The 21,592-nt window shown below is 71.2% G+C and carries 22 protein-coding genes; 11 read left to right on the top strand and 11 right to left on the bottom strand.

The genetic code is table 11. The features are described from left to right. Both OU415_RS25600 and OU415_RS25605 read right to left on the bottom strand, forming a co-directional pair. On the bottom strand, positions 1-1,012 hold a 1,012-nt coding region (locus OU415_RS25600; RefSeq protein ID WP_270951817.1), incomplete at its 3' end, for a glycosyltransferase family 87 protein. Between the two features lie 233 nt (positions 1,013-1,245). Beyond that, entirely contained in the window at positions 1,246-1,743 is a 498-nt protein-coding gene (locus tag OU415_RS25605; RefSeq protein WP_270951754.1) for a MarR family winged helix-turn-helix transcriptional regulator, read from the bottom strand. 36 nt (positions 1,744-1,779) lie between these two features. On the opposite strand from OU415_RS25605, the gene OU415_RS25610 reads away from it, so the two are divergent. After that, on the top strand, positions 1,780-3,375 hold the full coding sequence (locus OU415_RS25610) for an FUSC family protein (protein ID WP_270951755.1): 1,596 nt from the start codon (positions 1,780-1,782) through the stop codon (positions 3,373-3,375). A 23-nt stretch (positions 3,376-3,398) separates the two neighbouring features. Here OU415_RS25610 and OU415_RS25615 read toward each other — a convergent pair whose 3' ends face one another. Beyond that, the gene (locus tag OU415_RS25615; protein WP_270951756.1) at positions 3,399-4,019 is read right to left on the bottom strand and encodes a TetR/AcrR family transcriptional regulator; all 621 of its coding nucleotides are present in this window, start codon (positions 4,017-4,019) and stop codon (positions 3,399-3,401) included. 125 nt (positions 4,020-4,144) lie between these two features. Here OU415_RS25615 and OU415_RS25620 point away from each other — a divergent pair, with 125 nt between their 5' ends. The 9 genes from OU415_RS25620 to OU415_RS25660 all read left to right on the top strand — a co-directional run bounded on the left by OU415_RS25620 (position 4,145) and on the right by OU415_RS25660 (position 13,911). After that, positions 4,145-5,155 carry an ABC transporter ATP-binding protein gene (locus tag OU415_RS25620; protein WP_270951757.1) on the top strand — a complete coding sequence of 337 codons (1,011 nt, stop codon included), beginning with the start codon at positions 4,145-4,147 and terminating at the stop codon, positions 5,153-5,155. After that, on the top strand, positions 5,152-6,135 hold the full coding sequence (locus OU415_RS25625; RefSeq protein WP_270951758.1) for an ABC transporter ATP-binding protein: 984 nt from the start codon (positions 5,152-5,154) through the stop codon (positions 6,133-6,135). Before OU415_RS25620 ends, OU415_RS25625 begins: the two co-directional genes overlap by 4 nt. Further along, positions 6,132-7,640: an ABC transporter substrate-binding protein gene (locus tag OU415_RS25630; RefSeq protein WP_270951759.1), complete on the top strand. Its 1,509-nt coding sequence runs from the start codon at positions 6,132-6,134 to the stop codon at positions 7,638-7,640. The genes OU415_RS25625 and OU415_RS25630 overlap by 4 nt, the downstream gene beginning before the upstream one ends. After that, a complete protein-coding gene (locus OU415_RS25635; protein ID WP_270951760.1) occupies positions 7,637-8,617 on the top strand; it encodes an ABC transporter permease in 981 nt (326 codons plus the stop codon). Before OU415_RS25630 ends, OU415_RS25635 begins: the two co-directional genes overlap by 4 nt. 4 nt (positions 8,618-8,621) lie before the next feature. Further along, complete coding sequence (locus OU415_RS25640; protein ID WP_270951761.1) at positions 8,622-9,479, top strand: ABC transporter permease; 858 nt, start codon at positions 8,622-8,624, stop codon at positions 9,477-9,479. 157 nt (positions 9,480-9,636) lie between these two features. Beyond that, positions 9,637-11,169 (top strand): acyl-CoA carboxylase subunit beta, encoded by a 1,533-nt coding sequence (locus OU415_RS25645; protein WP_270951762.1) that lies wholly within the window; start codon positions 9,637-9,639, stop codon positions 11,167-11,169. Between the two features lie 4 nt (positions 11,170-11,173). Further along, positions 11,174-12,361, top strand: coding sequence for a CaiB/BaiF CoA transferase family protein (locus OU415_RS25650; protein WP_270951764.1), 1,188 nt, complete (start codon positions 11,174-11,176; stop codon positions 12,359-12,361). Further along, complete coding sequence (locus OU415_RS25655; RefSeq protein WP_270951765.1) at positions 12,358-13,680, top strand: acetyl-CoA carboxylase biotin carboxylase subunit; 1,323 nt, start codon at positions 12,358-12,360, stop codon at positions 13,678-13,680. The genes OU415_RS25650 and OU415_RS25655 overlap by 4 nt, the downstream gene beginning before the upstream one ends. A 15-nt stretch (positions 13,681-13,695) precedes the next feature. Continuing rightward, a complete protein-coding gene (locus OU415_RS25660) occupies positions 13,696-13,911 on the top strand; it encodes a biotin/lipoyl-binding carrier protein (RefSeq protein WP_270951766.1) in 216 nt (71 codons plus the stop codon). A gap of 69 nt (positions 13,912-13,980) precedes the next feature. Here the strand turns inward: OU415_RS25660 and OU415_RS25665 are convergent, their stop codons facing one another. The 8 genes from OU415_RS25665 to OU415_RS25700 are packed head-to-tail and all read right to left on the bottom strand — an operon-like array spanning position 13,981 to position 20,514. After that, a complete protein-coding gene (locus OU415_RS25665; protein ID WP_270951767.1) occupies positions 13,981-14,445 on the bottom strand; it encodes a nitroreductase family deazaflavin-dependent oxidoreductase in 465 nt (154 codons plus the stop codon). Positions 14,446-14,491: 46 nt separating this feature from the next. Further along, a complete protein-coding gene (locus tag OU415_RS25670) occupies positions 14,492-14,971 on the bottom strand; it encodes a cupin domain-containing protein (protein ID WP_270951768.1) in 480 nt (159 codons plus the stop codon). A gap of 16 nt (positions 14,972-14,987) precedes the next feature. Then, complete coding sequence (locus OU415_RS25675; RefSeq protein ID WP_270951769.1) at positions 14,988-16,004, bottom strand: Rrf2 family transcriptional regulator; 1,017 nt, start codon at positions 16,002-16,004, stop codon at positions 14,988-14,990. Positions 16,005-16,011: 7 nt separating this feature from the next. Next, positions 16,012-16,977, bottom strand: a complete 966-nt coding sequence (locus tag OU415_RS25680; RefSeq protein WP_270951770.1) for an ABC transporter substrate-binding protein — start codon at positions 16,975-16,977, stop codon at positions 16,012-16,014. 55 nt (positions 16,978-17,032) lie between these two features. Further along, complete coding sequence (locus tag OU415_RS25685) at positions 17,033-17,845, bottom strand: class II aldolase/adducin family protein (RefSeq protein WP_270951771.1); 813 nt, start codon at positions 17,843-17,845, stop codon at positions 17,033-17,035. Between the two features lie 22 nt (positions 17,846-17,867). Further along, positions 17,868-18,968: an LLM class flavin-dependent oxidoreductase gene (locus OU415_RS25690; protein ID WP_270951772.1), complete on the bottom strand. Its 1,101-nt coding sequence runs from the start codon at positions 18,966-18,968 to the stop codon at positions 17,868-17,870. Then, positions 18,965-19,696 carry an ABC transporter ATP-binding protein gene (locus OU415_RS25695; protein WP_270951774.1) on the bottom strand — a complete coding sequence of 244 codons (732 nt, stop codon included), beginning with the start codon at positions 19,694-19,696 and terminating at the stop codon, positions 18,965-18,967. Before OU415_RS25695 ends, OU415_RS25690 begins: the two co-directional genes overlap by 4 nt. After that, complete coding sequence (locus OU415_RS25700; RefSeq protein ID WP_270951775.1) at positions 19,669-20,514, bottom strand: ABC transporter permease; 846 nt, start codon at positions 20,512-20,514, stop codon at positions 19,669-19,671. The genes OU415_RS25695 and OU415_RS25700 overlap by 28 nt, the downstream gene beginning before the upstream one ends. A 350-nt stretch (positions 20,515-20,864) precedes the next feature. Here OU415_RS25700 and OU415_RS25705 point away from each other — a divergent pair, with 350 nt between their 5' ends. After that, positions 20,865-21,521: a 4'-phosphopantetheinyl transferase family protein gene (locus tag OU415_RS25705; protein ID WP_270951776.1), complete on the top strand. Its 657-nt coding sequence runs from the start codon at positions 20,865-20,867 to the stop codon at positions 21,519-21,521. The last annotated feature ends 71 nt before the right edge of the window (positions 21,522-21,592 follow it).

The raw sequence follows: 21,592 nt of genomic DNA on the forward strand, positions 1-21,592 counted from the left end.
CCAGCAGAGCGGGGGCGCACCACACCCAGTGGTCCGACCACGACGTCGGCGAGACCAGCAGCGCGAGCAGCCCGTTGGCCACCACCGCCAGCGCCGGATCGGTGCGGCGGACCGCGTAGGCCACCACGGCCGCGCAAGCCAGCGAGAGCAGCAGCCACAGCGCGTTCTGCACCGACGGCGCCAACTCCAGGCGGGCCAGCCCACCCATGATCGACTGGTTGGTGTGGAAGGCGGACCCGCTCACGCCGTGCGCCGGGCCCTTGCCGAACCAGTACTCCACCGAAGCCCGGTAGTTCAGCGCAAAACCCACCAACGTGCCGAAAGCGGCAGTCACCACGACGGTCACCGCGGCGCGGAACTCCTTGCGGAACAGGAAGAACAGCAGGAAAGCGGCAGGCGTCAGCTTGATCGCCGCGGCGATGCCGATCAGCAGACCGCGCGGCCAGCGCGGGTTGAGCGCCAAGCAGTCGACGATCACCAGGCCCATCAGCGCGATGTTGATCTGGCCGAGGCCGAACGAGGCGTAGACCGGCTCCAGGAACAGCGTCCAGGGCAGCACCGCAGCGGCCACGGCGAACGCGCCGCGCCGCTCGACGGCCGGCCACAGGTGCCGCGTGACCAGGTACAGCGCCGCGCCGATGGCGAGCACGTCGACCAGGTACAGCGCAGCCAGCCCGGCGACGAACGGCAGCAGCGCGAACGGCAGAAGCGGTACCAGCGCGAACGGCGGGTACACCCAGGGCAGGACGCGCCCGATGCTGACCGTCGGGGCGCTGTTCATGATGTCGCCGCCGGCCAGCCAGGTGTGCACCGCCCACCGGTAGACCTGGTAGTCGATGGCGGAGCCGTGGTCCAGACCGGCTCTGCGCATGACGAGCAGCAGCACGAAGGACGCGACCAGCAGCGGCACCGACACCGCGATGATGGCGCGGGAACGCCGCACCACGAAGTCGCGCAGGCGGTCTGGAAGTTCACCGAGGTCAAGCGCAGGATGGCCGGACTTGAACTGCACCGTGGCCAAACTGGGTCCTCTCGATCGGGCGACCGACGTCGATCACCGGTGCGTGACCGCTCGATCACGCCGCGCTCGCCAGGTCGCGGGAAATTCCCGTTGCAGAACCGGAAAACTCTAACTCACCGGCGGCCCACCCCCGGACGCGGCTCGCCGATCTGCAGTTTCAATTGACACTGCAGCTCTCGTGGGGAGCGGATCGCAGTTTCAATTGAAACTGCGGACCCCGAGCGTCACCGCATCATTCCGTCGAGTGATCCCAGGAGTTTGGTCAGCAGGGCTGCCAGCTGCTGGCGCTCGTCGGCGTCCAGCGGATCGAGCATCTGCCGCTCCCGCTCGAGCTGCTCCGGGAACAGCGAGTCGATCAGTTCCCGCCCGCGCTCGGTGAGGTGCACGTCGACCTCGCGGCGGTCGCGCCGGGAGGCGGTGCGGCTGATCAGGCCTTCGGCCTCCAGGCGGGCGAGGCGCTTGGTGGTGGCCGCCCCGGAGGACAGCGTCTCCTTGGTGAGCTGGCTGGGCCGAAGGCCTCCCCCGGCGCGGCGCAGCGCGCTGAGCACCTCGAACTCCATCCGCGACACGCCGACCTCGGCGAACGCCGCGTCGGTGAGCTGGTTGGTCAGCGCACCGAGCCGACGCACCCGGCCGATCACGTCGATCGGGGACACGTCGAGGTCCGGCCGCTGCTCGCGCCACTGCGCGCAGATCCGTCCGACCGCGTCGTCCAACGTCACTCCTTCACGAGTAAACCATCTGGTAATATTTTACTAGTGAACGTTCAGCCCAGCCACGTCGAGCCCGAACCCGCCTCGTCCCGCCTGCGCCGAACCCTCCGCGTCCGCGACGCGCTGCGGTTCACCCGAGTGGTCGGGGGTGTGACGGTCCCGGCGCTGCGGATCGGGCTGTCGTTCGGCACCCCGATCGCCCTGCTGGCGACGATCGGACGCCTGGACCTGGTGCCCTTCGCCGCGTTCGGCGCGTTCACCTCGTTGTACTGCCGGATCGACACCTGGTCCCGGCGGGCCCGCCTGCTCCCGCTCATCGCGCTGGGCCTGGTCGTGAGCGTGGCCACGGCATCGATGATCGCCGCCACCACCGGCGACGAGCTCATCGGGGTCCTGGTGCTCACCGCGATCGCCGCGCTGGGCAAGCTGGTCTCCGACGTGCTGGACTTCGGCCCGCCCGGTGGTCTGATGTTCGTCTTCGCGGCCGGCGCCGCCGCCTACTCCGCCCACGACCCGGCGGCCATCGGCCCGCACCTGGCCGTCATGGCGGCATCTGCGGCGTTCTCCGTGGCGTTGAGCCTGCTCGGCAACCTCCTGCACCCGACCGGCCCGCACCGCGTCGTCACGGCTCGCGCGCTCATCGCAGTCGCCGATCACCTCGAGACCCCGAACCCGGCCACCCGCCACCGCGCGCACCTCGCCGTGCACCGGGCGTCAACGACCCTGCGCGGCAACGGGCGCGCCATCGCCGCCCTCCGCGCCCACCTGGCCGACGCCGAGCAGCTGCTCCACCACCCCGCCGACGCCGACCACCTCAGGGACCTCGCCCGCAAGCTCCACCGCGGCCGGATCCCCGAGCCCCAGTCCCGGTTGAAGCCGCACACCCCCCGATCGCAGGCGCGGCCGACCTTGCGGTCCCGGATCTCCCCGTTCCTGCCGAACGCCGGGCGGATGCTGCTCGCCTGCCTGCTCGCCGGGCTGATCACCACCGCGGTGGGCCTCGACCACGCCTACTGGGCGGTCGTGTCGGCCAGCGCGGTCCTGCAGTCGACCCACGCCACGGCCACCTGGCACCGCACGGTCCAGCGCATGACCGGCACCCTCGCCGGGGCCGTGGTCGCGTTCGCCATGTTCGGCTTCCACCCGAGCCCGCTGGCGATCATGGTGCTGGTGGTCGTCTGCCAGCTGATCGCCGAGCTGTTCGTCCAGTCCAACTACGCGCTGGGGCTGGTGTTCGTCACTCCCCTGGCCCTCGGCCTGGCCTCGCTGAGCAACCCGGCGGCGCGCAACGAGCTGATCGTCGAGCGCATCTCCACGACGGTCCTGGGCGCGCTGATCGCCGCAGCGGTGAGCCTGGTGCTGATCAACCACCAGTCCAACCGCCGCCTGAACGCCGCCCTCGTCGAATGCCGCGAAGCCCAGCAGCGCCTGCGCGAGGCCGAAGAGACCACTGCGGCCGACGCCCGCGCACGCCTCACGCGCTCGGTCTTCGCCCTCCGCAACGCGCACGCGGTCGCCGACGGCGAGATCTGGCACCGGAACCCCCGCACCCGGGAAGTCCTCGACACCGAGCACCAGGCCTACGAACTCCTCGCCGCCACCGCCCCGTCCCGTGAGCACTCCGGGACGTCGCTCGGCTAAAGCGCGCTACCGCCCGCGGGGTGTCAGGCGAGGGCGCCGTGGGCCCAGAAGTTCGCCAGTTCCCGGCTCACCTCGTGGACATCGCGTTCCGGGTAGCGGTGGAGGACGAAGCGCGTGTAGGCGTAGTGCTCGGTCATGCCGCCCAGGAACGCCGCGCTGAGCTCCGGGTCGAGGCTCGGGCGGATCAGGCCCCGCTCGATGCCCTTGCGGGCCATCCGCGTGATGCGGTCGTGGAACGTGCGCCGCCTCTCGGCCTGCATCGCTTCGATCTCCGGGTCCGTCTGCGCCGTCTCGTGCAGGACCCGGAACAGGTCGGCGTTGTCCTCGTAGTAGCGGAAGTAGCGCTCCGTGCTGATCACCACGGACTCGATCGCGTCCCCCGGGTTCCACCGGGCGCGCGACTGGTCGAAGAGGCCGTCCAGCAGCTCCGCCATCAGCTCGACCAGCGCTTCGCGCTTGTCCGTGTAGTACCGGTAGAACGCGCCGTTGGACAGGCCCGCCTCGGCCGCGATGTCGGCGACGCGGGACGCCGCGAAGCCCGACCGGCCGAACACCGTGCGCGCCGCGCGCAGCAGCGATTCCTTCGAACCGCGCCCCTTCGGCGTCTTCGGGCTGGCTACCGGCTGCAGCCGCTCAACGGCCACCGCTTCCTCCTGGTGATTCGGTACAGAGATGCGCCAACCTAGCGCATCTCAAAAAACTGATATTGACGTCAGTTTTACACACAGCTTAGAGTGCCCCGCGTCACACACCCCTCGGGAGGCCGGCGTTGACACTCCCCCGAAATTCCCCGGACCGGGTGCTGGAAGTCGAGCACCTGAACATCTCCTTCCTCGGCCGGAAAACCCGCACCACCGCCGTGCGCGACGTGTCCTTCGACATCGGTGCCGGCGAGATCGTCGGCATGGCGGGTGAGAGCGGCAGCGGCAAGTCCCTGACCGCGCTCGCCGTGATGGGCCTGCTGCCCACTCCACCCGCGGTGATCGACGGCCGGATCCGCTTCGCGGGCACCGACCTGCTCCGCCTCCCGCAGCCGGAGCGGCAGCGGCTGCGCGGCAGCGAACTCGGCATGGTCTTCCAGGAACCGATGAGCGCGCTGGACCCGGTGTTCACCGTCGGCCACCAGCTCACCGAATGCCTGCTCGCACATCGCGGAATGGGCAAGCGGGCCGCCCGCGAGGCCGCCGTCGAGATGCTCGAATCCGTCGGGATCCCGTTGCCGGAGCAGCGCTTCGGCGAGTACCCGCACCAGCTCTCCGGCGGGATGCGGCAGCGCGTGATGATCGCGATCGCGCTGATCTGCCGCCCCCGGCTGCTGATCGCCGACGAACCCACCACCGCCGTCGACGTGACGATCCAGGCGCAGATCCTCGAACTGCCGCGGGACCTGACGCGGCAGCACGGCACGGCGGTCCTGCTCATCACCCACGACCTCGGCGTCGTCGCCGAGCTCTGCGACCGGATGGTCACCCTCTACGCGGGCGAAACCGTCGAGAGCGGGCCCGTTTCCGACGTGCTCGGCGCGCCCCGGCACCCCTACACCTCGCGGCTGCTGCAGGCGATCCCGCGGATCGAGGCCCGCCACGCCGAGCTCAAGGCGATCCCCGGCCGGGTACCGCCGCCGGACGCCCCGCCGCCGGGATGCGCCTTCCACCCGCGCTGCGACTTCACCACCGACGAGTGCCGGGGCCACCGGCCCGAGCTGCTCCCGGTCGCCGGCACGCGCACGGTGCGCTGCGCCCGCACCGCCGACCTGACGCTGCCGGGGGTCGCCCGGTGAGCGAGTTGCTTCAGGTCGATGACCTCGCGGTGTCGTTCGCGACCAAGCTCAGGGGCGAGCGGGTGCGCGCCGTCGACGGAGTCTCCTTCACGCTGCGCGAAGGCGAAACGCTCGGTCTGATCGGCGAATCGGGCTCCGGCAAGTCCACGCTCAGCCGGGCGCTGCTGCAGCTGGTGCGTCCCAGCGGCGGCGAGGTGCGCCTCGCGGGCGCGGACCTGGCGACGCTGCGCGGCAGGGCCCGGCGCGAAGCGCTGACCCGCTTGCAGATGGTGTTCCAGGACCCGAACGCGGCGCTGGACCCGCGGATGCACATCGCCTCCAGCGTCGAGGAGCCACTCCTGGTGCAGCGCAAGGGGAATCGCGCCGAGCGCAGGACCCGCGCGCTGGCGGCGCTGGAGTCGGGCGGCCTGTCGGCCGAGCACGGCGAGCGCTACCCGCACGAGCTCTCCGGCGGCCAGAAGCAGCGGGTCAACATCGCCCGCGCGCTCGTCCTGGATCCGGCGCTGGTGGTCTGCGACGAACCGGTGTCGGCGCTGGACGTCGCGCTGCAAGCGGAGATCCTCGACCTGCTGCGCCGGCTGCAGGCCGACTTCGGGCTGTCCTACCTGTTCATCACCCACGACCTGGCGGTGGTCTCGAACATCGCCGACCGGGTCGCCGTGATGTACCTGGGCCGGCTGATGGAGCTCGGCCCGGTGGACGAGGTGGTCGAGCGGCCGTTGCACCCCTACACCGAGGCGCTGGTCTCGGCGCAGCCGCGGATCGGCTCGCACCAGCGCGACCGGATCGTCCTCGAAGGCGACATCCCGAGCCCGGTGGACCCACCGTCGGGCTGCCGGTTCCGCACCCGGTGCCGCTACGCGCAGCAGCGGTGCGCCGAGGAGGTCCCGGAGTGGGCGGAGGTCGAGCCGGGCCGCTGGTCCGCGTGCCACTTCCCCGGATCGCTGCCGCTGCGCGGCGTCGAAGGAGGCCAGGCGTGAAGCGCATCGCCGCAGTGGTCTGGGTGTTGCTGCTGGCGCTGACCGCGTGCGGCAGCGGGGCGGCCGAAGGCGGCCAGCACCTGCGGGTGGCATGGCGGTCCAATCCGTCCTCATTGGACCCGCAGCGCGGCAACTCCGGTTCGGACCACGCGATCCTCTACACCATGTACGACACCCTGGTGTCGTTCGACCCGAAGACGCTGGAGCCCGCGCCGGGGCTGGCCGAGTCCTGGGACCAGGACGACCCGACCGCGCTGGTGCTGCACCTGCGCCCGGACGTGCGGTTCCACGACGGCACGCCGGTCGACGCGCAGGCCGTCAAGTACAACATCGAGCGCGCCAAGGGTCCCAAGTCCAACATCAAGTCCGATGTGGCCGCCGTGACCGGCGTCGACGTGCTCGACGCGCGGACGGTGCGGCTGAACCTGGCCAGGCCGGACAGCTCGCTGCTGCTCACGCTCGCCGACCGCGCCGGGATGCTGGTCTCCCCCACCGCCGCCGAGCGCGAGGGCGACGCCTTCGAGCGCAATCCCGTCGGCGCCGGGCCCTGGAAGTTCGTCGAATGGCGCTACGGCCAGCTGGTGCGGGTGGAGCGCTTCCCCGGCTACTGGCAGCGCGGGCTGCCGCACCTGGACAGCATCGATTTCACGATCATGAAGGACGGCTCCACCGCGGTGAACGCGCTGCGCTCCGGCCAGCAGGACATGGTGTTCAACCCGCCGCCGCAGGACGTCGGACTGCTCAGCGCGGCGAAGGGCACGAAGGTCGCCGCGGGCCCGCAGCTGTACCAGCTGATCATCTACCTGGACCTGAGCGCGCCGGTGTTCCGCGACCGGCGGGTCCGCGAGGCGCTGAACCTGGCGCTGGACCGCGAGCAGATCCTCAAGGTCACCCAGTTCGGGCAGGGCGAACCGGGCTGGACGCCGCTGCCGTCGGACCACTGGGCGTTCCCGAAGTCCGCGGTGCCCACCTACCCGCACGATCCCGACCGGGCCAGGCAGCTGCTCGCCGAAGCCGGTCACGCCGACGGCCTCCGGTTCCCGCTGCTCACCTACCCGGATCCGGTCAACGTGCGGCTGGCCGAGGTGCTGAAGTACCAGCTCGGCAAGGTCGGCGTGCAGATCGACCTGATCCCGACCGAGCTGACGCAGGCCAGCAGCGAGTTCTTCAACGAGCGCAAGTACCCGGCGCTGCTGTCGGCCTGGACCGGGCGGCCGGATCCGGGCCTGACCTACAAGCTGATGTTCACCGAGCGCGGCTACTACAACGCCGGGCACGTCGCCACGCCCGGCATCGACGAGGCGCTCAACGCCGCGAACGGCACCGCTGATCTGGCCCAGCGGTCGGAGAAGCTGGGCGCGGTGGCCCGGATCGTGGCCGACCAGTCGCTGTTCGTGCCGCTGATCTTCCCGAACGCGGTCGCCGCCTACCGCGAGCACGTGCAGGGCTTCGAACCGAACTTGCTGGGCAAACCCAAGTTCACCACCGTGAGGATCCAACGATGACCGCGCTGGCTCTGCGCCCCGGCCGGGACACCGCGCTGCTGCGCGTGATCGGCCGACGTGTCCTGGTCGCCGTCCCGACCCTGGTGCTGGCGACGTTCGTGGTGTTCGGACTGCTGCACCTGATCCCGGGCGACCCGGCGCAGGCCATCGCCGGCGAGCACGCCACGCCGGAGCGGCTGGCCGAGATCCGCGCCCAGCTCGGGCTGGACCAGCCGTTCGCCGTCCAGTACCTCGACTGGCTGCGGAACGCGATCACCGGTGATCTCGGCACCTCGTTGAGCACCGGTGAGAGCGTGGGATCGCTGCTCTGGCAACGGCTTCCCACCACGCTGACGCTCGGCGCGGCGGCGCTGCTGGTGGCCGTCGGCCTGGGTGTACCGCTCGGGGTGGCCGCCGCGCTGCGGCAGGGGCGACCGGCCGACACCGCCATCACCGGCGCGGCGACGCTGGGCATCGCGGTGCCGAACTTCTGGATCGGCATGGTGCTGGTGCTGGTCTTCGCCGTCCAGCTGCAGTGGTTGCCCGCGACGGGATTCGTCGGCCTCGCCGAGAACCCCCTGCAGACGGTGCAATACGTGGTCCTGCCCGCGATCGCGCTCGGCATGGTCGGCGCCGCCGAGGTGTGCCGCCAGCTGCGCAGCGCGCTGATCGAGGTGCTGCGGTCGGACTTCATGCGCACCCACCGGGCGAAAGGCCTGTCGCACCGGACGATGGTCTGGCGGCACGCCTTGAAGAACGCCGGGCTGCCGCTGGCGACGATCACCGGACTGCTGGTCAGCCGGGTGCTCGGCGCGAGCGTCGTGGTGGAGACCCTGTTCGCGATTCCCGGCCTCGGCACCCTCGTCGTGGAGGCGACCACCCAGCGCGACTACCCGGTGATCCAGGGCGTCGTGCTGATCACCGCGCTGCTGGTGCTGCTCACGAACCTGGTGGTCGACCTGGCCTACCGGTTCATCGACCCGCGTATCTCGGAGTGATGCCATGACCACGCTTTCCCCACCGCGCCGGGAGAACCGGCTGTGGCTGGTCGTGCGGGACTGGCGCGGCCTGGCGTCCGCCGGGTACCTCGTGGTGCTGGCGGCGCTGGCGCTGCTGGCACCGGTGGTGACCGCGCACGAACCGAACGCGCAGAACTTCGACGCCATCCTCGCCCCCGCCGGCACGCCCGGCTACCTGCTGGGCAGCGACGACCTCGGCCGGGACGTGCTCAGCAGGCTGATCCACGGCGCGCAGGCGTCGCTGCTGGCCAGCTTCCTGGCGGTCGGGGTCGCGCTGCTGATCGGCATCCCGCTCGGGCTGGTCGCGGGCTACCTCGGCGGCATCGTCGACAGCGCGGTGATGCGCGTGGTGGACACCCTGCTGTCGTTCCCGGCGATCATCCTCGCGATCGCGATCACGGCGGCGCTGCAGCCGAGCCTGGTCAACTCGATGATCTCGGTCGGCATCGTGTTCGCGCCTTCGGTGGCCCGCTTGATGCGCGCGCAGGTCCTCGCGGTGAAGGAGGAGACCTACGTCGAGGCGGCGCGCAGCTTCGGCAGCCGGGGCCGGCACCTCGTGCTGCGGCACCTGGTGCCGAATGCGATCCAGCCGGTGCTGGTGCAGTCCAGCCTGCTGCTGGCGCACGCGCTGATCGCCGAGGCGAGTCTGAGCTTCCTCGGCCTCGGCGTGCAGCCACCCGACCCGAGCTGGGGCTCGATGCTGGCCCGCGCCTACACGTTCCTCTACCAGGCACCGCTGCAGATGCTGGTGCCCGGCATCGCGATCGCCGCGACCGCGCTGGCGTTCAACGTCCTCGGCGACGTCGCGCAACAGGCCCTCGACCCGCGCCGGAACCGCTAGGAGCTGACCCGGATGCGTCGCGAAAGGCTCCCGGCACCACGCCCTCCGCCCGTCCGCCCACGAGTTGGCGTTCTCGCACGAGAACCGCGTCTCCCCCGGCCCGCGTGCCGCGCTGACGCGCTCCACCGACCGACCCCGTGACCACTTTGGAGGGACATTGTCCTGGCAACCGGAAATCGACGAACTGCGGCGGCGCGAGGAGCTCGCGCAGCGCATGGGCGGGCCGGAGAAGGTCAAGCGGCAGCACGACCACGGCAAGCTGACCGTCCGGGAGCGCATCGACGAGCTGCTGGATCCCGGCAGCTTCCGCGAGATCGGCGCCATCGCCGGGAAGTTCCAGCCGGACGGCGCGTTCCAGCCCGCGAACTTCGTGTTCGGCCGCGGGCGGCTGGACGCCCGGCCGGTCGTGGTCGGCGGCGACGACTTCACGGTGCGCGGCGGCGCGTCCGACGCCTCGATCCGGGAGAAGCAGATCATGGCCGAGCAGCTGGCCAACGAGCTGCAGATCCCGTTGGTGCGGCTGGTCGACGGCACCGGCGGCGGCGGTTCGATCCGCTCGCTGGAGACGATCGGCCGCACCTACGTCCCGGCCAACCCGGGCTGGGAGTGGGTCGCGGCGAACCTCGGCACCATCCCGGTGGTGGCGCTGGCGCTCGGCTCGGTCGCCGGGCTCGGCGCCGCTCGGGTGGCCGCCAGCCACTACTCGGTGATGGTGCGCGGCATCTCGCAGGTCTTCGCCGCCGGGCCGCCGCTGGTGGCGCGGCTCGGGCAGACCGTCACCAAGGAGGAGCTGGGCGGCAGCGACATCCACGGCCGCAACGGTGTGGTGTTCGACGTGGTCGATTCCGAGAAGGAGGCCTTCGACCGCACCCGCCGCTTCCTGTCCTACCTGCCGCCGTCGGTGCACCAGCTGCCGCCGCGCGCGGAGTGCGGCGACGACACCGAGCGCCGCGAGGACTGGCTGATCGAGGCCGTCCCGCGCGACCGGCGCCGCCCGTACCAGATCCGCCCGATCATCAACGCCGTCGTGGACCAGGGCTCGTTCCTGGAACTGGGCAGGGGTTTCGGCCGGTCGGCGGTCGGCGGCCTGGCGCGGCTGAACGGCTGGCCGGTGGCGGTGCTGGCCAGCGACCCGCTGATCTACGGCGGCGGCATGACCGCCGACTCCAGCCGCAAGATCGAGTGGCTGGTGGACCTCGCCGAGACGTTCCACCTGCCGGTGGTGCATCTGGTGGACCAACCCGGCTTCGTCATCGGCGTGGAGGCGGAGAAGGCGGGCACCATGCGCTACGGCGTGCGTGCGCTCAACGCCGTCTACCAGGCGAAGGTGCCGTGGGCGTCGGTGATCCTGCGCAAGGTCTTCGGCGTCGCGGGTGCTGCGCACACCAACGCCGCGCGGGTGCACTACCGCTACGCGTGGCCGTCGGCGGACTGGGGCTCCCTGCCCATCGAGGGCGGCGTCGAGGCCGCGTACCGGGCAGACCTGGACGCCGCCGAGGACCGGCAGGCGCTGCTGGACGAGATCACCGAGAAGATGAACGCGATCCGCTCCCCGTTCCGCACGGCGGAAGCGTTCAACATCGAGGAGATCATCGATCCCCGCGACACGAGACCACTGCTGTGCGAGTTCGCCGAACTGGCCGCACCGCTGCGCGCGGCAGGCCCTTCGACGTGGCACTTCCGGGGGTGACGTGGTGATCAGCGCCATGAGCGGGGTGCGCGTGCTGGAGATCGCGCACTACATCGCCGGACCGCAGTGCTGCCAGATCCTCGCCGACCACGGGGCCGAGGTGATCAAGGTCGAGCCGCCGGACGGCGAGATGGGCCGCCGCGCCCAGCCGGTCCACGACGGCGACAGCCTCTACTTCGCCGCGAACAACCGCACCAAGCGCGCCATCACCCTCGACCTGCGCAGCGAGCAGGGCAAGGAGGTCCTGCACGAGCTGATCAGCCGGGCCGACGTGCTGGTGACCAACTACGCCAACGGCGTGCCGGACCGGCTCGGTTTCGGCTTCGACGAGACGCACCGGATCAACCCGCGGACCGTGATGGTGCACATCACCGGGTTCGGCCGCACCGGGCCGTACTCGTCGTGGGTGGCCTACGACGGCATCATCCAGGCGATGAGCGGGCTGGCCGACATGACCGGTGAGCCCGACGGCGCGCCGACCATCGCGGGGCCGTTCGTCGCCGACAACGTCACCGGCATGCAGGCGGCGATGGCGGCCATGCTCGGCCTGCTGGCGCGGGAGCGGACCGGCCGGGGCCAGCTGATCGACGTGGGCATGCTGGATTCGATGTTCCCGCTGCTGGCCCACCACCTCTCGGTAGCGGCGGCGGGCATCGGCGAGCCGACGCGGTGGGGCTCGGCGCTGCCGACGAACTACTCGGGGCTGTACCCGGCGGGCGACGGCTGGGTGTACATCGCGCCGATCACGCCGAAGATGTGGGAGTCCTTCAGCGCCCTGCTCGGCCACCCGGAGTGGGCGGAGCAGGAGGCCGCCGAGCCCGGCTGGCGGGTGCGGGAGCGGGAGCGGATCGACGCGCAGGTCGTCGAGTGGACCCGGGGCCGCACGAAGGCCGAGGTCGTGTCGGCGCTGCAGGCCGGTGGAGTGGTGTGCGGACCGGTGCAGTCGGTGGCCGACCTGGTGTCGGACCCGCAGGTGCGGGCCCGGGGCATCGCGGTGGAGGTGCCGTTGCGCGACGGCGCGCACGCGACGGTGCCCGGCCCGGCGCTGCGGCTGGCCGACACCCCGGCTCGTTCCCCCGAACGCCCGCCGGGGCTGGGCGAGCACACCGACGAGGTGCTGGCGCAGCTCGGTTATTCGGCGGAGCGCATCAAGGCGCTGCACCGGGACAACATCACCGGGAGGGCCTCGTGATCGACGGACTGCTGGTGGCCAACCGGGGCGAGATCGCGCGGCGGATCATCCGGACCGCCCGCGGGCTCGGGGTGCGGACCATCGCGATCCATTCCGAAGTGGACACCGGACTGCCCTACGTCGCCGAAGCCGACGAGGCGGTCCCGCTGGACTCACCGCGCGACTTCCTCTCGGCGGAGGCGATCCTCGCGGTGGCGAGGAAGACCGGGGCGACGGCGGTGCACCCGGGCTACGGGTTCCTGTCGGAGAACCCGGATTTCGCCCGCCGCTGCGCGACGGCGGGCCTGATCTGGGTCGGCCCGTCGCCGGAGGCGATGGAGCTGCTCGCCGACAAGGCCGCGGCGCGGGCGCACATGGCGTCAGCCGGGGTTCCGGTGCTGCCGGGCAGCACCGGGATCGCGTCGGCCGCCGAGGCCGATGCCGCAGCCTCGGAGCTGGGTTTTCCGCTGATGGTCAAGGCGGTTTCCGGTGGCGGCGGCATCGGGATGGGCATCGCTCGCGATGCCGAATCCCTGGCACGCGCGGTGCGGACCGCGCTGTCGCGAGGCGGTAGCGCGTTCGGCGACGCCCGGATCCTCCTGGAGCGGTACGTGCCGCGCGCCCGGCACGTGGAGGTGCAGGTCGTCGGCCTGCCCGACGGCACGGTGCGCACGTTCGGCGAGCGGGACTGCTCGGTGCAGCGGCGGCACCAGAAGGTCGTGGAGGAATGCCCTTCCCCGGCCGTGGATGCCGCGCTGCGCTCCCGGCTGTGCGCGGCTGCGGTTCGGGCGGCCGAGAGCGTCGGGTACCGCAACGCGGGCACCGTGGAGTTCCTGCTCGATCCCGGCACCGGGGAGTTCTTCTTCCTGGAGGTGAACACCAGGCTGCAGGTCGAGCACCCGATCACCGAGGAGGTGCACGGCATCGACCTGGTGGAGCTGCAGCTGCGGATCGCCGCGGGAGCGGACGTTCCGGCGGACTTCCCAGCGCCGAGCGGACATGCCGTCGAGCTGCGGGTCTACGCGGAGGACCCGGTCCGCTTCCTGCCCCGGCCCGGGCGGATCACCGGGTGGGCCGAGCCGGCCGGGGTGCGGGTCGAGTCCGGCTACGCGGCCGGCACCGAGGTGAGCCCGCACTTCGACCCGCTGCTGGCGAAGATCGTGGCGCACGGCGCCGACCGCGCGGACGCCCTGGCCCGGGCGCGGCGGGCGGTCGCTGAGTTCGTCGTGCGGGGCCCGAAGTGCAACCTGCCGTTCCTGGCCGAAGTGCTGGACGCCCCGGAGTTCACCGCCGGGAACTACGACACCGGCGTGGTCGACCGGATCATCGCCGCCCGCTGACAGGAGGGGAACAACATGGAGATCAAGGCGGAAATGGTCGCCAACGTCTGGAAGGTGCTGGTGACCGAGGGCACGGCGGTCAAGGCCGACCAGGAGCTGGCGGTCCTGGAGTCGATGAAGATGGAGATCCCGGTGCTCAGCGAAACCGACGGCGTGGTGACCCGCCTCGCGGTCGCCGAAGGCGACGCGGTCAACGAAGGCGACCTCATCGCCGTCATCTCCGCGGAGTGAACGCCAGGCGCGACGAGGTCGAGCGCCAGTCCCGGAGGCCCGCGTCGACGGGCCTCCGGGACTGCCAGGTCACTTCGGTTCGAGGACGAAGACCGGGATCTGGCGGTCGGTCTTCTGCTGGTACTCGGCGTAGGGCGGGTACGCCGCGACCGCCCGTTCCCACCACTCGGCCCGTTCGGCGCCTTCGACCTCGCGCGCGACGAAGTCCTTCGTCACGGTTCCGTCCTGCAGCCGGAACTCGGGGTGGGCCTTGATGTTGTGGTACCAGGTCGGGTGTTCGGGGGCACCGCCCTTGGACGCCACGACCGCGTACTTGCCGTCGTGCTCCACCCGCATCACCGGGGTGTAGCGCAGCTTGCCGGTCTTCGCTCCGCGCAACGTCATCAGCACGATCGGCGAGCCCTGGATCTTGATGCCCTCGGTGGTGCCGGTCTCGAGGATCTTCTTCGTCTGCTCCTGCACCCAGCTCGTGGGGCTGAGCTCTACGTTCTCCTGCGACATGCCCACGAGCAACGCGCCGCCCGGAGCCGCCATTCCCGAACCGCGGCACGACCCCACCATCGGCGGACACCCGGCCCGGTCAGCTCTCCGGGTCGAGGTGGTAGAGCTCGGGGAGGTTGACCACGATCGCTTCCTGGGTGCTGCGGGCGATCACCACGACCGCCGGGTTGTCCGGGTCCGGGTTCTCCTCGCGGTGGGGGACGAACGGCGGGACGAAGATGTAGTCGCCCGGGCCGGTCTTGATCCGGACCTCCTCGTCGCCGTCGTGGAAGACGAACTGCGGGTTGCCGCTGACCACGTGGATCGCCGTCTCCGACTCGCCGTGGTGGTGGTTGTCCGAGGCCGTCGACGGGGCCACGTGGGTCTCGCCCATCCAGATCCGCTCCGAGCCGACCAGATCACCGCTGATCGCGGCCAGCCGCCGCATGCCCTCGGTCTGCGCGGTGTTCTTGTCCAGGTCGGCGGCCCGGACGTGGTGCAGCCGGGTGCGCAGCGAGGCCCGCTGCTCCTCGGGCACCGAAGTCGCCAGGTCCGGGTGGAAAGCGTCGTGCTGGGTCATCTGCGTCCTTCCTCTTTCACCGATCGCCGACCACCGGCACCCGGCCGAGGAAGTCGGCGACCTGCCGTTCCAGTTCGCGCCACACGTCGGCATCGGGTGAACCGCTGTGCACCGAGGTAACCCCACCGTCCACCGCGCGCACAACCTCGCCGACCGTGATCTCCTCCGCCTCCCGGGCCAACCAGTACCCGCCGTCGCAGCCGCGCTGGCTGGCGACCAGTCCCGCGCGGCGCAGTTCGATCATCAGGTTGACCAGGGAGTTCAGCGGAATCCGCTGGTTGCGCGCGATGACCGCGCACTTGACCGGTCCGTCGCTGCCCGCCAGCTCGCGCAACGCGCGCAGCGAGTAGTCCACCCGCGCCGAGACCTGCACCGGAGCGGTGCGGCGCGGCTTCGCCACCTCGGGCAGCAGCACCGCCCCCTTGGCGATCTCCTCGCAGAACAGCACGATCCGGGCGGCCGCGCTGCGGTGGTGCTGATCGTTGAGGACGTCGTGCACGCCCTCCTTGAACACCGCCAGCGAGCTCTGCGGGAGGCGGGCGGCGAGCGCGGCCACCGGGGCGACCGGCGCGATGGTGTCGGCGTCACCGTGCAGCAGCAGCACCGGGATCTCGGGCAGGCGCTCGGGCGGTTCGGTGACGTCGTCGGCCAGCCGCCCCCACTCGAAACCGGGGTCGTTGCGCAGCAGTTCCCGGTGCACCGGGCACGACGTGCGCACCCCGATCTCCTCGGCACGGTCGGCGGGCGGCAGGCCGTCGGCCAGCGGGGTGCCCACCAGCACCAAACCGTCCAGTTCGATCTCCAGCGCCAGCTGCCAAGCGCGCAGCGCCCCGGTGTCGGTGCCCACCAGGAACCGCGCCGCGCCCGGCTCGAACCAGCCGGCCGGATCGCTGTCCGGCTCGGGTACCAGCACCGCGTAGCCGTCCGCTGCGAGCCGACGGCCGAAGCGCTCGTAGAGCGCCGGCGTCTCGCCTCTGCCGGGCAGCACCGCGATGGTGCCCCGGCTGGTCCCGTTCGGGGTCCACGTGGTCATCTCCGGTTCACCCCGCCCGGTACAGGTCCCGCTCGCACGCCCCGGCCACGTCGACCGGTTCGCGCAGCACACCTGCCTGGAGGTAGCGGTCGGCGACGGCTTGCAGGTCGCGCACCACGTCGTCGCTCAACGGCCGGACTTCCTGCTTGGTCCGGGTGAGGATCTGCCGTGCGACCGGCGGGTCCAGCGAGGTCAGCTTCTCGTAGACGCGCTGGTACTCGCCCGGGTTCTCATCGCTCCACCGCCAGGCCGCCTCGAACCGGCGCAGCGCGTCGGCCAGCGCCTCGCGCTTGAGCGGGTCCGCCGCGGCAGTGGCCGACACCGACAGGATCCCGTTGCGGCCGTTGATGCCCTCGCCGTCGCGGATCACCCGTGCTCCCGAGTGCTCGGCGATCGCCAGGTACGGGTCGAAGGTGGCCCAGGCGTCGACGTGCCCGGCGCTGAACCCGGCCTGCGCGTCGGTGGGCAGGCTGAAGGTCAGCTGCACGTCCTGCGGGGTGAGGCCGGCCTCCTCCAGCGCGCCGAGCGCGGTGTAGTGCGAGACGCTGCCCGGCGCGGTGGACACCACGAGGTGCTTGCCGCGCAGGTCGGTCACGGTGCGGATCGGCGACCCCGGCGGCACGATGATCGCCGTGGAGCTGGGCGAGGCAGCGGTGGCCAGCGCCGGTCGCGCGGGCACTCCACCCGCGATGGCCTGCACGGTGGGCGCGTCGGCGGCGGTGGCGGTGTCCACGTCCCCGGAGCGCATCGCTTCGAAGAGCGGTGCGGCGCCTTGGAAGTTGGCCCACTTGATCCGGTACGGCGCGTCGTCGAAGGCGCCCGAGGCCTCGACCCTCGCCCGCAGGCCACCCGCCTGGTCCCCCAGCACGAGCGTGACCTCGGACAACGAGTTGGCCGAATCCTCCTTCGCGCAGCCGGTCACCGCCAGCAGCGCGGTTGCCAGCACGGCGAGCAGAGCTCTGGTCGTTCGCATTCTTCAGTTCTCCAGCCATGAAGCCTGTTGATGGTCGCCTTGCTCGGGTGGTCGCCTAGTCGAGCAGGTCCGGCTGCTCGTGGACGATCTCCTCGAACAGCGGGGCGAAGGTGACCCAGCCCGGGTCGCGGTGCTCCTGGTACTGCTCCCAGGTGTGCCGCGCGATCTCGTGCGGGATCTGCTGCAGCGGACCGGCCGCTTGGGCCACGACCTGCACCTTCGAGTTCCGCTCCGCGGCGACGTACAGCGCCACCGCTTCCTCCAGGCTGCGGCCGACGGTCAGCAGCCCGTGGTTGGCCAGGATCGCCAGCCTGCGCTGCCCCAGCGTCGAGGCGATCCGGCGGCCTTCCTCCAGGTCGAGCACGACGCCGGAGAAGTCGGGCACGATCACGTTGTCCTCGTAGAACTGGGCGCTGTCCTGCGAGATCGGCAGCAGTTCGATGCCCAGCGCGGCGAGCGCCTTGCCCCAGATGGAGTGGCTGTGCGCGGCGGCGTCGACGTCCGGACGGGCCTGGTGGATCTGCGAGTGGATGGCGAACGCGGCCTGGTTGACCGGCAGGTCGCCGTGCACGATCTGGCCGTCGTGGTTCACCAGCAGCAGGTCGGAGGCCTTGATGCGGCTGAACGCCCGGCCGAGCGGGTTGACCCAGAAGTGGTCGGCGAGCTCCGGGTCGCGGACGGTGATGTGCCCGGCGGCGCCTTCGCTGTAGCCGAGCTTGCCGAAGATCCGCAGCGCGGCGGCGAGCCGCTGCTTGCGGAACCGGCGCTCGTCCTCGACGTCGTCGAAGACCGGCCGGGCCGGGAAGCTGTTGTTGCGGGGCGAGAGGTTCCGGGCGAACTCGGACAGCCCGGGTGCGGTGGTGGTCATGTCGATCTCCTCGGGTTCGTGGCTAGGCGGCTTCGCGGCGGGCGATTTCCTGGCGCACCAGCGGGATCAGCTCGCGCCCGTAGTCCACCGCGTCGTCGAACGGGTCGTAGCCGCGGATCAGCAACGTCGTCACACCGATGTCGACGTAGTCGAGCAGCGCCGCGGCAACGGTCTCCGGCGTGCCCACCAGCGCGGTCGAGTTGCCCGCAGCGTTCGTCGCCGCGGCCGTCGGCGTCCACAGTGCACGGTCGTGCAGTTCGCCGGCCGCGGCGGCGGCCAGCAGGCGCTGCGAGCCGACGTTGGCCACTTGCTGGCCGGGGTTGAGCGTTTTCGGCCCGGTGAACGACGCGAGCCCACCGCGCGCGGCGTTGATCCGGTTTAGGACGCGGTGCGCGCGGTCCCACGCCTGCTCCTCGGTGGCGCCGAGGATCGGCCTGAAGGACACGCTGATCCGCGGTGGCTCGGTGCGCCCCGCCGCAGCAGCCGCCGCGCGGACCGCGGCGATCTGCTCCGCGGTCTGCGCCAAAGGCTCGCCCCACAGCGCGAACACGTCCGCGTGCTTGCCGCCGACCCGGTACGCCGCCTCCGACGATCCGCCGAAGTACAGCGGAATCCTGGGCCGCTGCAGCGGTTTCACGGTGGCGTTGTAGTCCTCGAAGCGGTAGTGCTCCCCCGCGTGGTCGACCGGCCCCTCCGCGGTCCACACCCGGTGCAGGACCTCCAGGTACTCGTCGGTGCGCGCGTAGCGCTCCTCCTTGGACAGGTAGTCGCCGTCGCGCCGCTGGTCGGCGTCGTTGCCGCCGGTGATGATGTGCACCGCGATGCGGCCACCGGTGAGCTGGTCGGCGGTGGCGAAGGTGCGGGCGGCCAGGGTCGGTGCCACGAAACCCGGCCGGTGCGCGACAAGGAAGCCCAACCGCTCGGTGTGCGCCGCGGCGTGGGCGGCCAGCTGGGTGTTCTCCGGGCTGCTCGACCCGTACCCGATCAGCACCCGGTCGAATCCGGCTTCCTCGTGGGCGCGGGCGAACTCGCGCAGGAACGCCGGATCGACCGGCGGCCCGTCCGCCGCGTGGATCTCCGAGACGTGCTGCGCCCCGATCATCCCGATGAACTCCACCGTCATTTCGCACTCCCCTCATCGACGCCCAGCCAGGACAGCAGTTCCGCGCGCAGGGCCACGAAAGCCGGATCGCTGACGTCACGCGGGCGGTCCAGGTCCAGGACCTGGTCGAAGCCGATGCGCCCGTCGCGCATCACCAACACCCGGTCGGCCAGCAGCAACGCCTCCTCGACGTCGTGGGTGACCAGCAAGATCGCGCAGCCGTGCCGCTGCCACAGCTCACCGACCAGCCGCTGGGCCTTGATCCGGGTGAGCGCGTCGAGCGCCGAGAACGGCTCGTCGAGCAGCAGCAGGTCCGGTTCGCGCACCAGCGCACGTGCCAAGGACGCGCGCTGCGCCTCCCCGCCGGAGAGCACCTTCGGCCACACGTCGACCCGGTGCCCCAGGCCGACCTCCTCCAGCGCCGCGACCGCCCGCTCCTTGTCCGGGCGGCCCGGGAGGCCGAGCACGACGTTGCGCCACACCCGCTTCCACGGCATCAGCCGCGGGGTCTGGAAGGCCACCGCGCGCCGCACCGCCACCTCGACGTCCCCGCCGACCTCGCGGTCGAGGTCGGCCAGGATGCGCAGCAAGGTGCTCTTCCCGCACCCGCTGGGCCCGAGCAGCGCGACGAACTGGCCCGGCTCGATCTCCAGGTCCAGCTCGTCGAGCACCGTCCGGTCACCGAACCGCCTGGTCAGGCCGCGCACCGCGGCCGGTTTCACTACGCTCCCCGAAACGCCGGTCGCCATGCCAGCACAGTCCTCTCCAACAGTCGGACGATGAAATCGGCAACGAGGCCGAGCAGTGCGTAGAGCACCAGGCAGACGACGATCACGTCGGTCTGGAAGAACTCGCGGGCCGTGTTCATCTCGTAGCCGATGCCCGCAGTGGCGTTGATCGTCTCGCCGAACACCAGCGCCAGCCACGCCGATCCGAGCGAGAAGCGCAGCCCGACCAGGGCGTTGGGCATCGCCGCGGGCAGGATGACGTGCCGGATCTGCGCGAACCAGCCCAGGCCGAGCGTCTTGGCGGCCTCCACCAGCGCGGCGTCGACGTTGCGGATGCCGCCGTAGATGTTCATGTAGAGCGGGAAGGTCACGGCCAGCGCGATCAGCACGATCTTGGGTTGCTCGCCGATGCCGAACCAGATGATCAGCAGCGGGATCAGGCCGATCACCGGCACCGTGCGCAGCATCTGCATCGGCGCGTCGATGATGTCCTCACCGCGCCGGAACAACCCGGACAGGGTGGCCAGCACCACTGCGACCAGCACGCCGATCGCCAGTCCGGCCCCGACCCGCTGCATCGAGGCGGCGATCGCCTCTTGCAGCCTGCCCTCCTCCCACATCTCGAAGGCGGTTCCCGCGACCGTCGCGGGCGAGGCCAGGGTGTCGTCGCTGAGCACTCCGGAACTGCTCAGCGCCTGCCAGATCAGCACCAGCGCGACCGGGCTGATGAGTTTGAAAAGCCAACGCGGGACCCGGGTTTCGCGCTTGGCCGTGCGGGTCTGCACGGTCGTGACGGCGATCGGATCTCGGCTGGGTGCGAGTTCGGTGGATGTGGTCATCTGCACTCTCCGCAGGGCATGAGGGCGTGGCGCGGCCAACGGCGGGCCACGCGGGCAACGACCGGCCGCGCGCGTTCGGTCACGAGCGCGGGGTACTGGTGAAGGGGGAACGCGCGGCGAATGCGCGCGAAGAAGAGGGGGAAGCGCTACGGACGACAGAGGGCCGAGGACACGCGCACGAGGTCGACGTAACCTCGTGTCGTCAGGGACACCGTCCGGATCATGCCGTTGACCGTAGCCGGAACGCAGCGAGCGGTAAACCAACTCCACAGATTGGGATTAGCGATGGGGCACGTGCGCTCCGAGGCCGCCGGCCTCGGTGGTCGGGCGTTCGCGGCAGGTGACCGCGCGTGATCGAGCGACTGCTGCCGTCCGAGGTCAGCTGCGTCGAGACCTTCACCGACCCACCCGACGTGGAGCTCTTCCCGGAGGAGGAGGCGATCATCGCGCGCGCGGTGGGCAAGCGCCGCCGGGAGTTCACCACCGGCCGCTGGTGCGCGCGCGAGGCGCTGAGCCGCATCGGCGTCGCGCCGGAACCGCTGGTGTCCGACGAGCGCAGAGCGCCGCAGTGGCCCGCGGGAACCATCGGCAGCATCACGCACTGCTCGGGCTACCGAGCGGCGGTCGTCGCGCACCAGGCGAAGGTGCAGTCGCTCGGCATCGACGCCGAACCGCACGAAGCCCTCCCCAAGGGCGTGCTCGACGTCGTGTCCCTCCCCGCCGAGCGCGCCCAGGTCGCCGAGCTGTCCGCGGCGCGCCCGGAGCTCCGCTGGGACCGGATCCTGTTCAGCTGCAAGGAAACCGTCTACAAGACCTGGTACCCGATCACCCGCGAGTGGCTCGGCTTCGAAGACGCCCGCCTCGACCTGCGCCTCGACGGCACCTTCACCGCCCACCTGCTCAAGTCCGGAACGGATCCCGCCGGCAACGCGCTGGCGGAGTTCGCCGGCCGCTGGCTCGTCGACGACGGCCTGATCGTCACCGCCATCGCCCTCCCCGCCCGCTGACCGAGGGACCTGATGCGCTTGAATGCAGTGCGAGCCGCGGCGGGAACAGGGAGAATCTTGACCGGGCAACG

Source organism: Saccharopolyspora oryzae, from assembly GCF_027853915.1.
In the GTDB taxonomy this organism is placed as follows: Bacteria; Actinomycetota; Actinomycetes; order Mycobacteriales; family Pseudonocardiaceae; genus Saccharopolyspora; species Saccharopolyspora oryzae.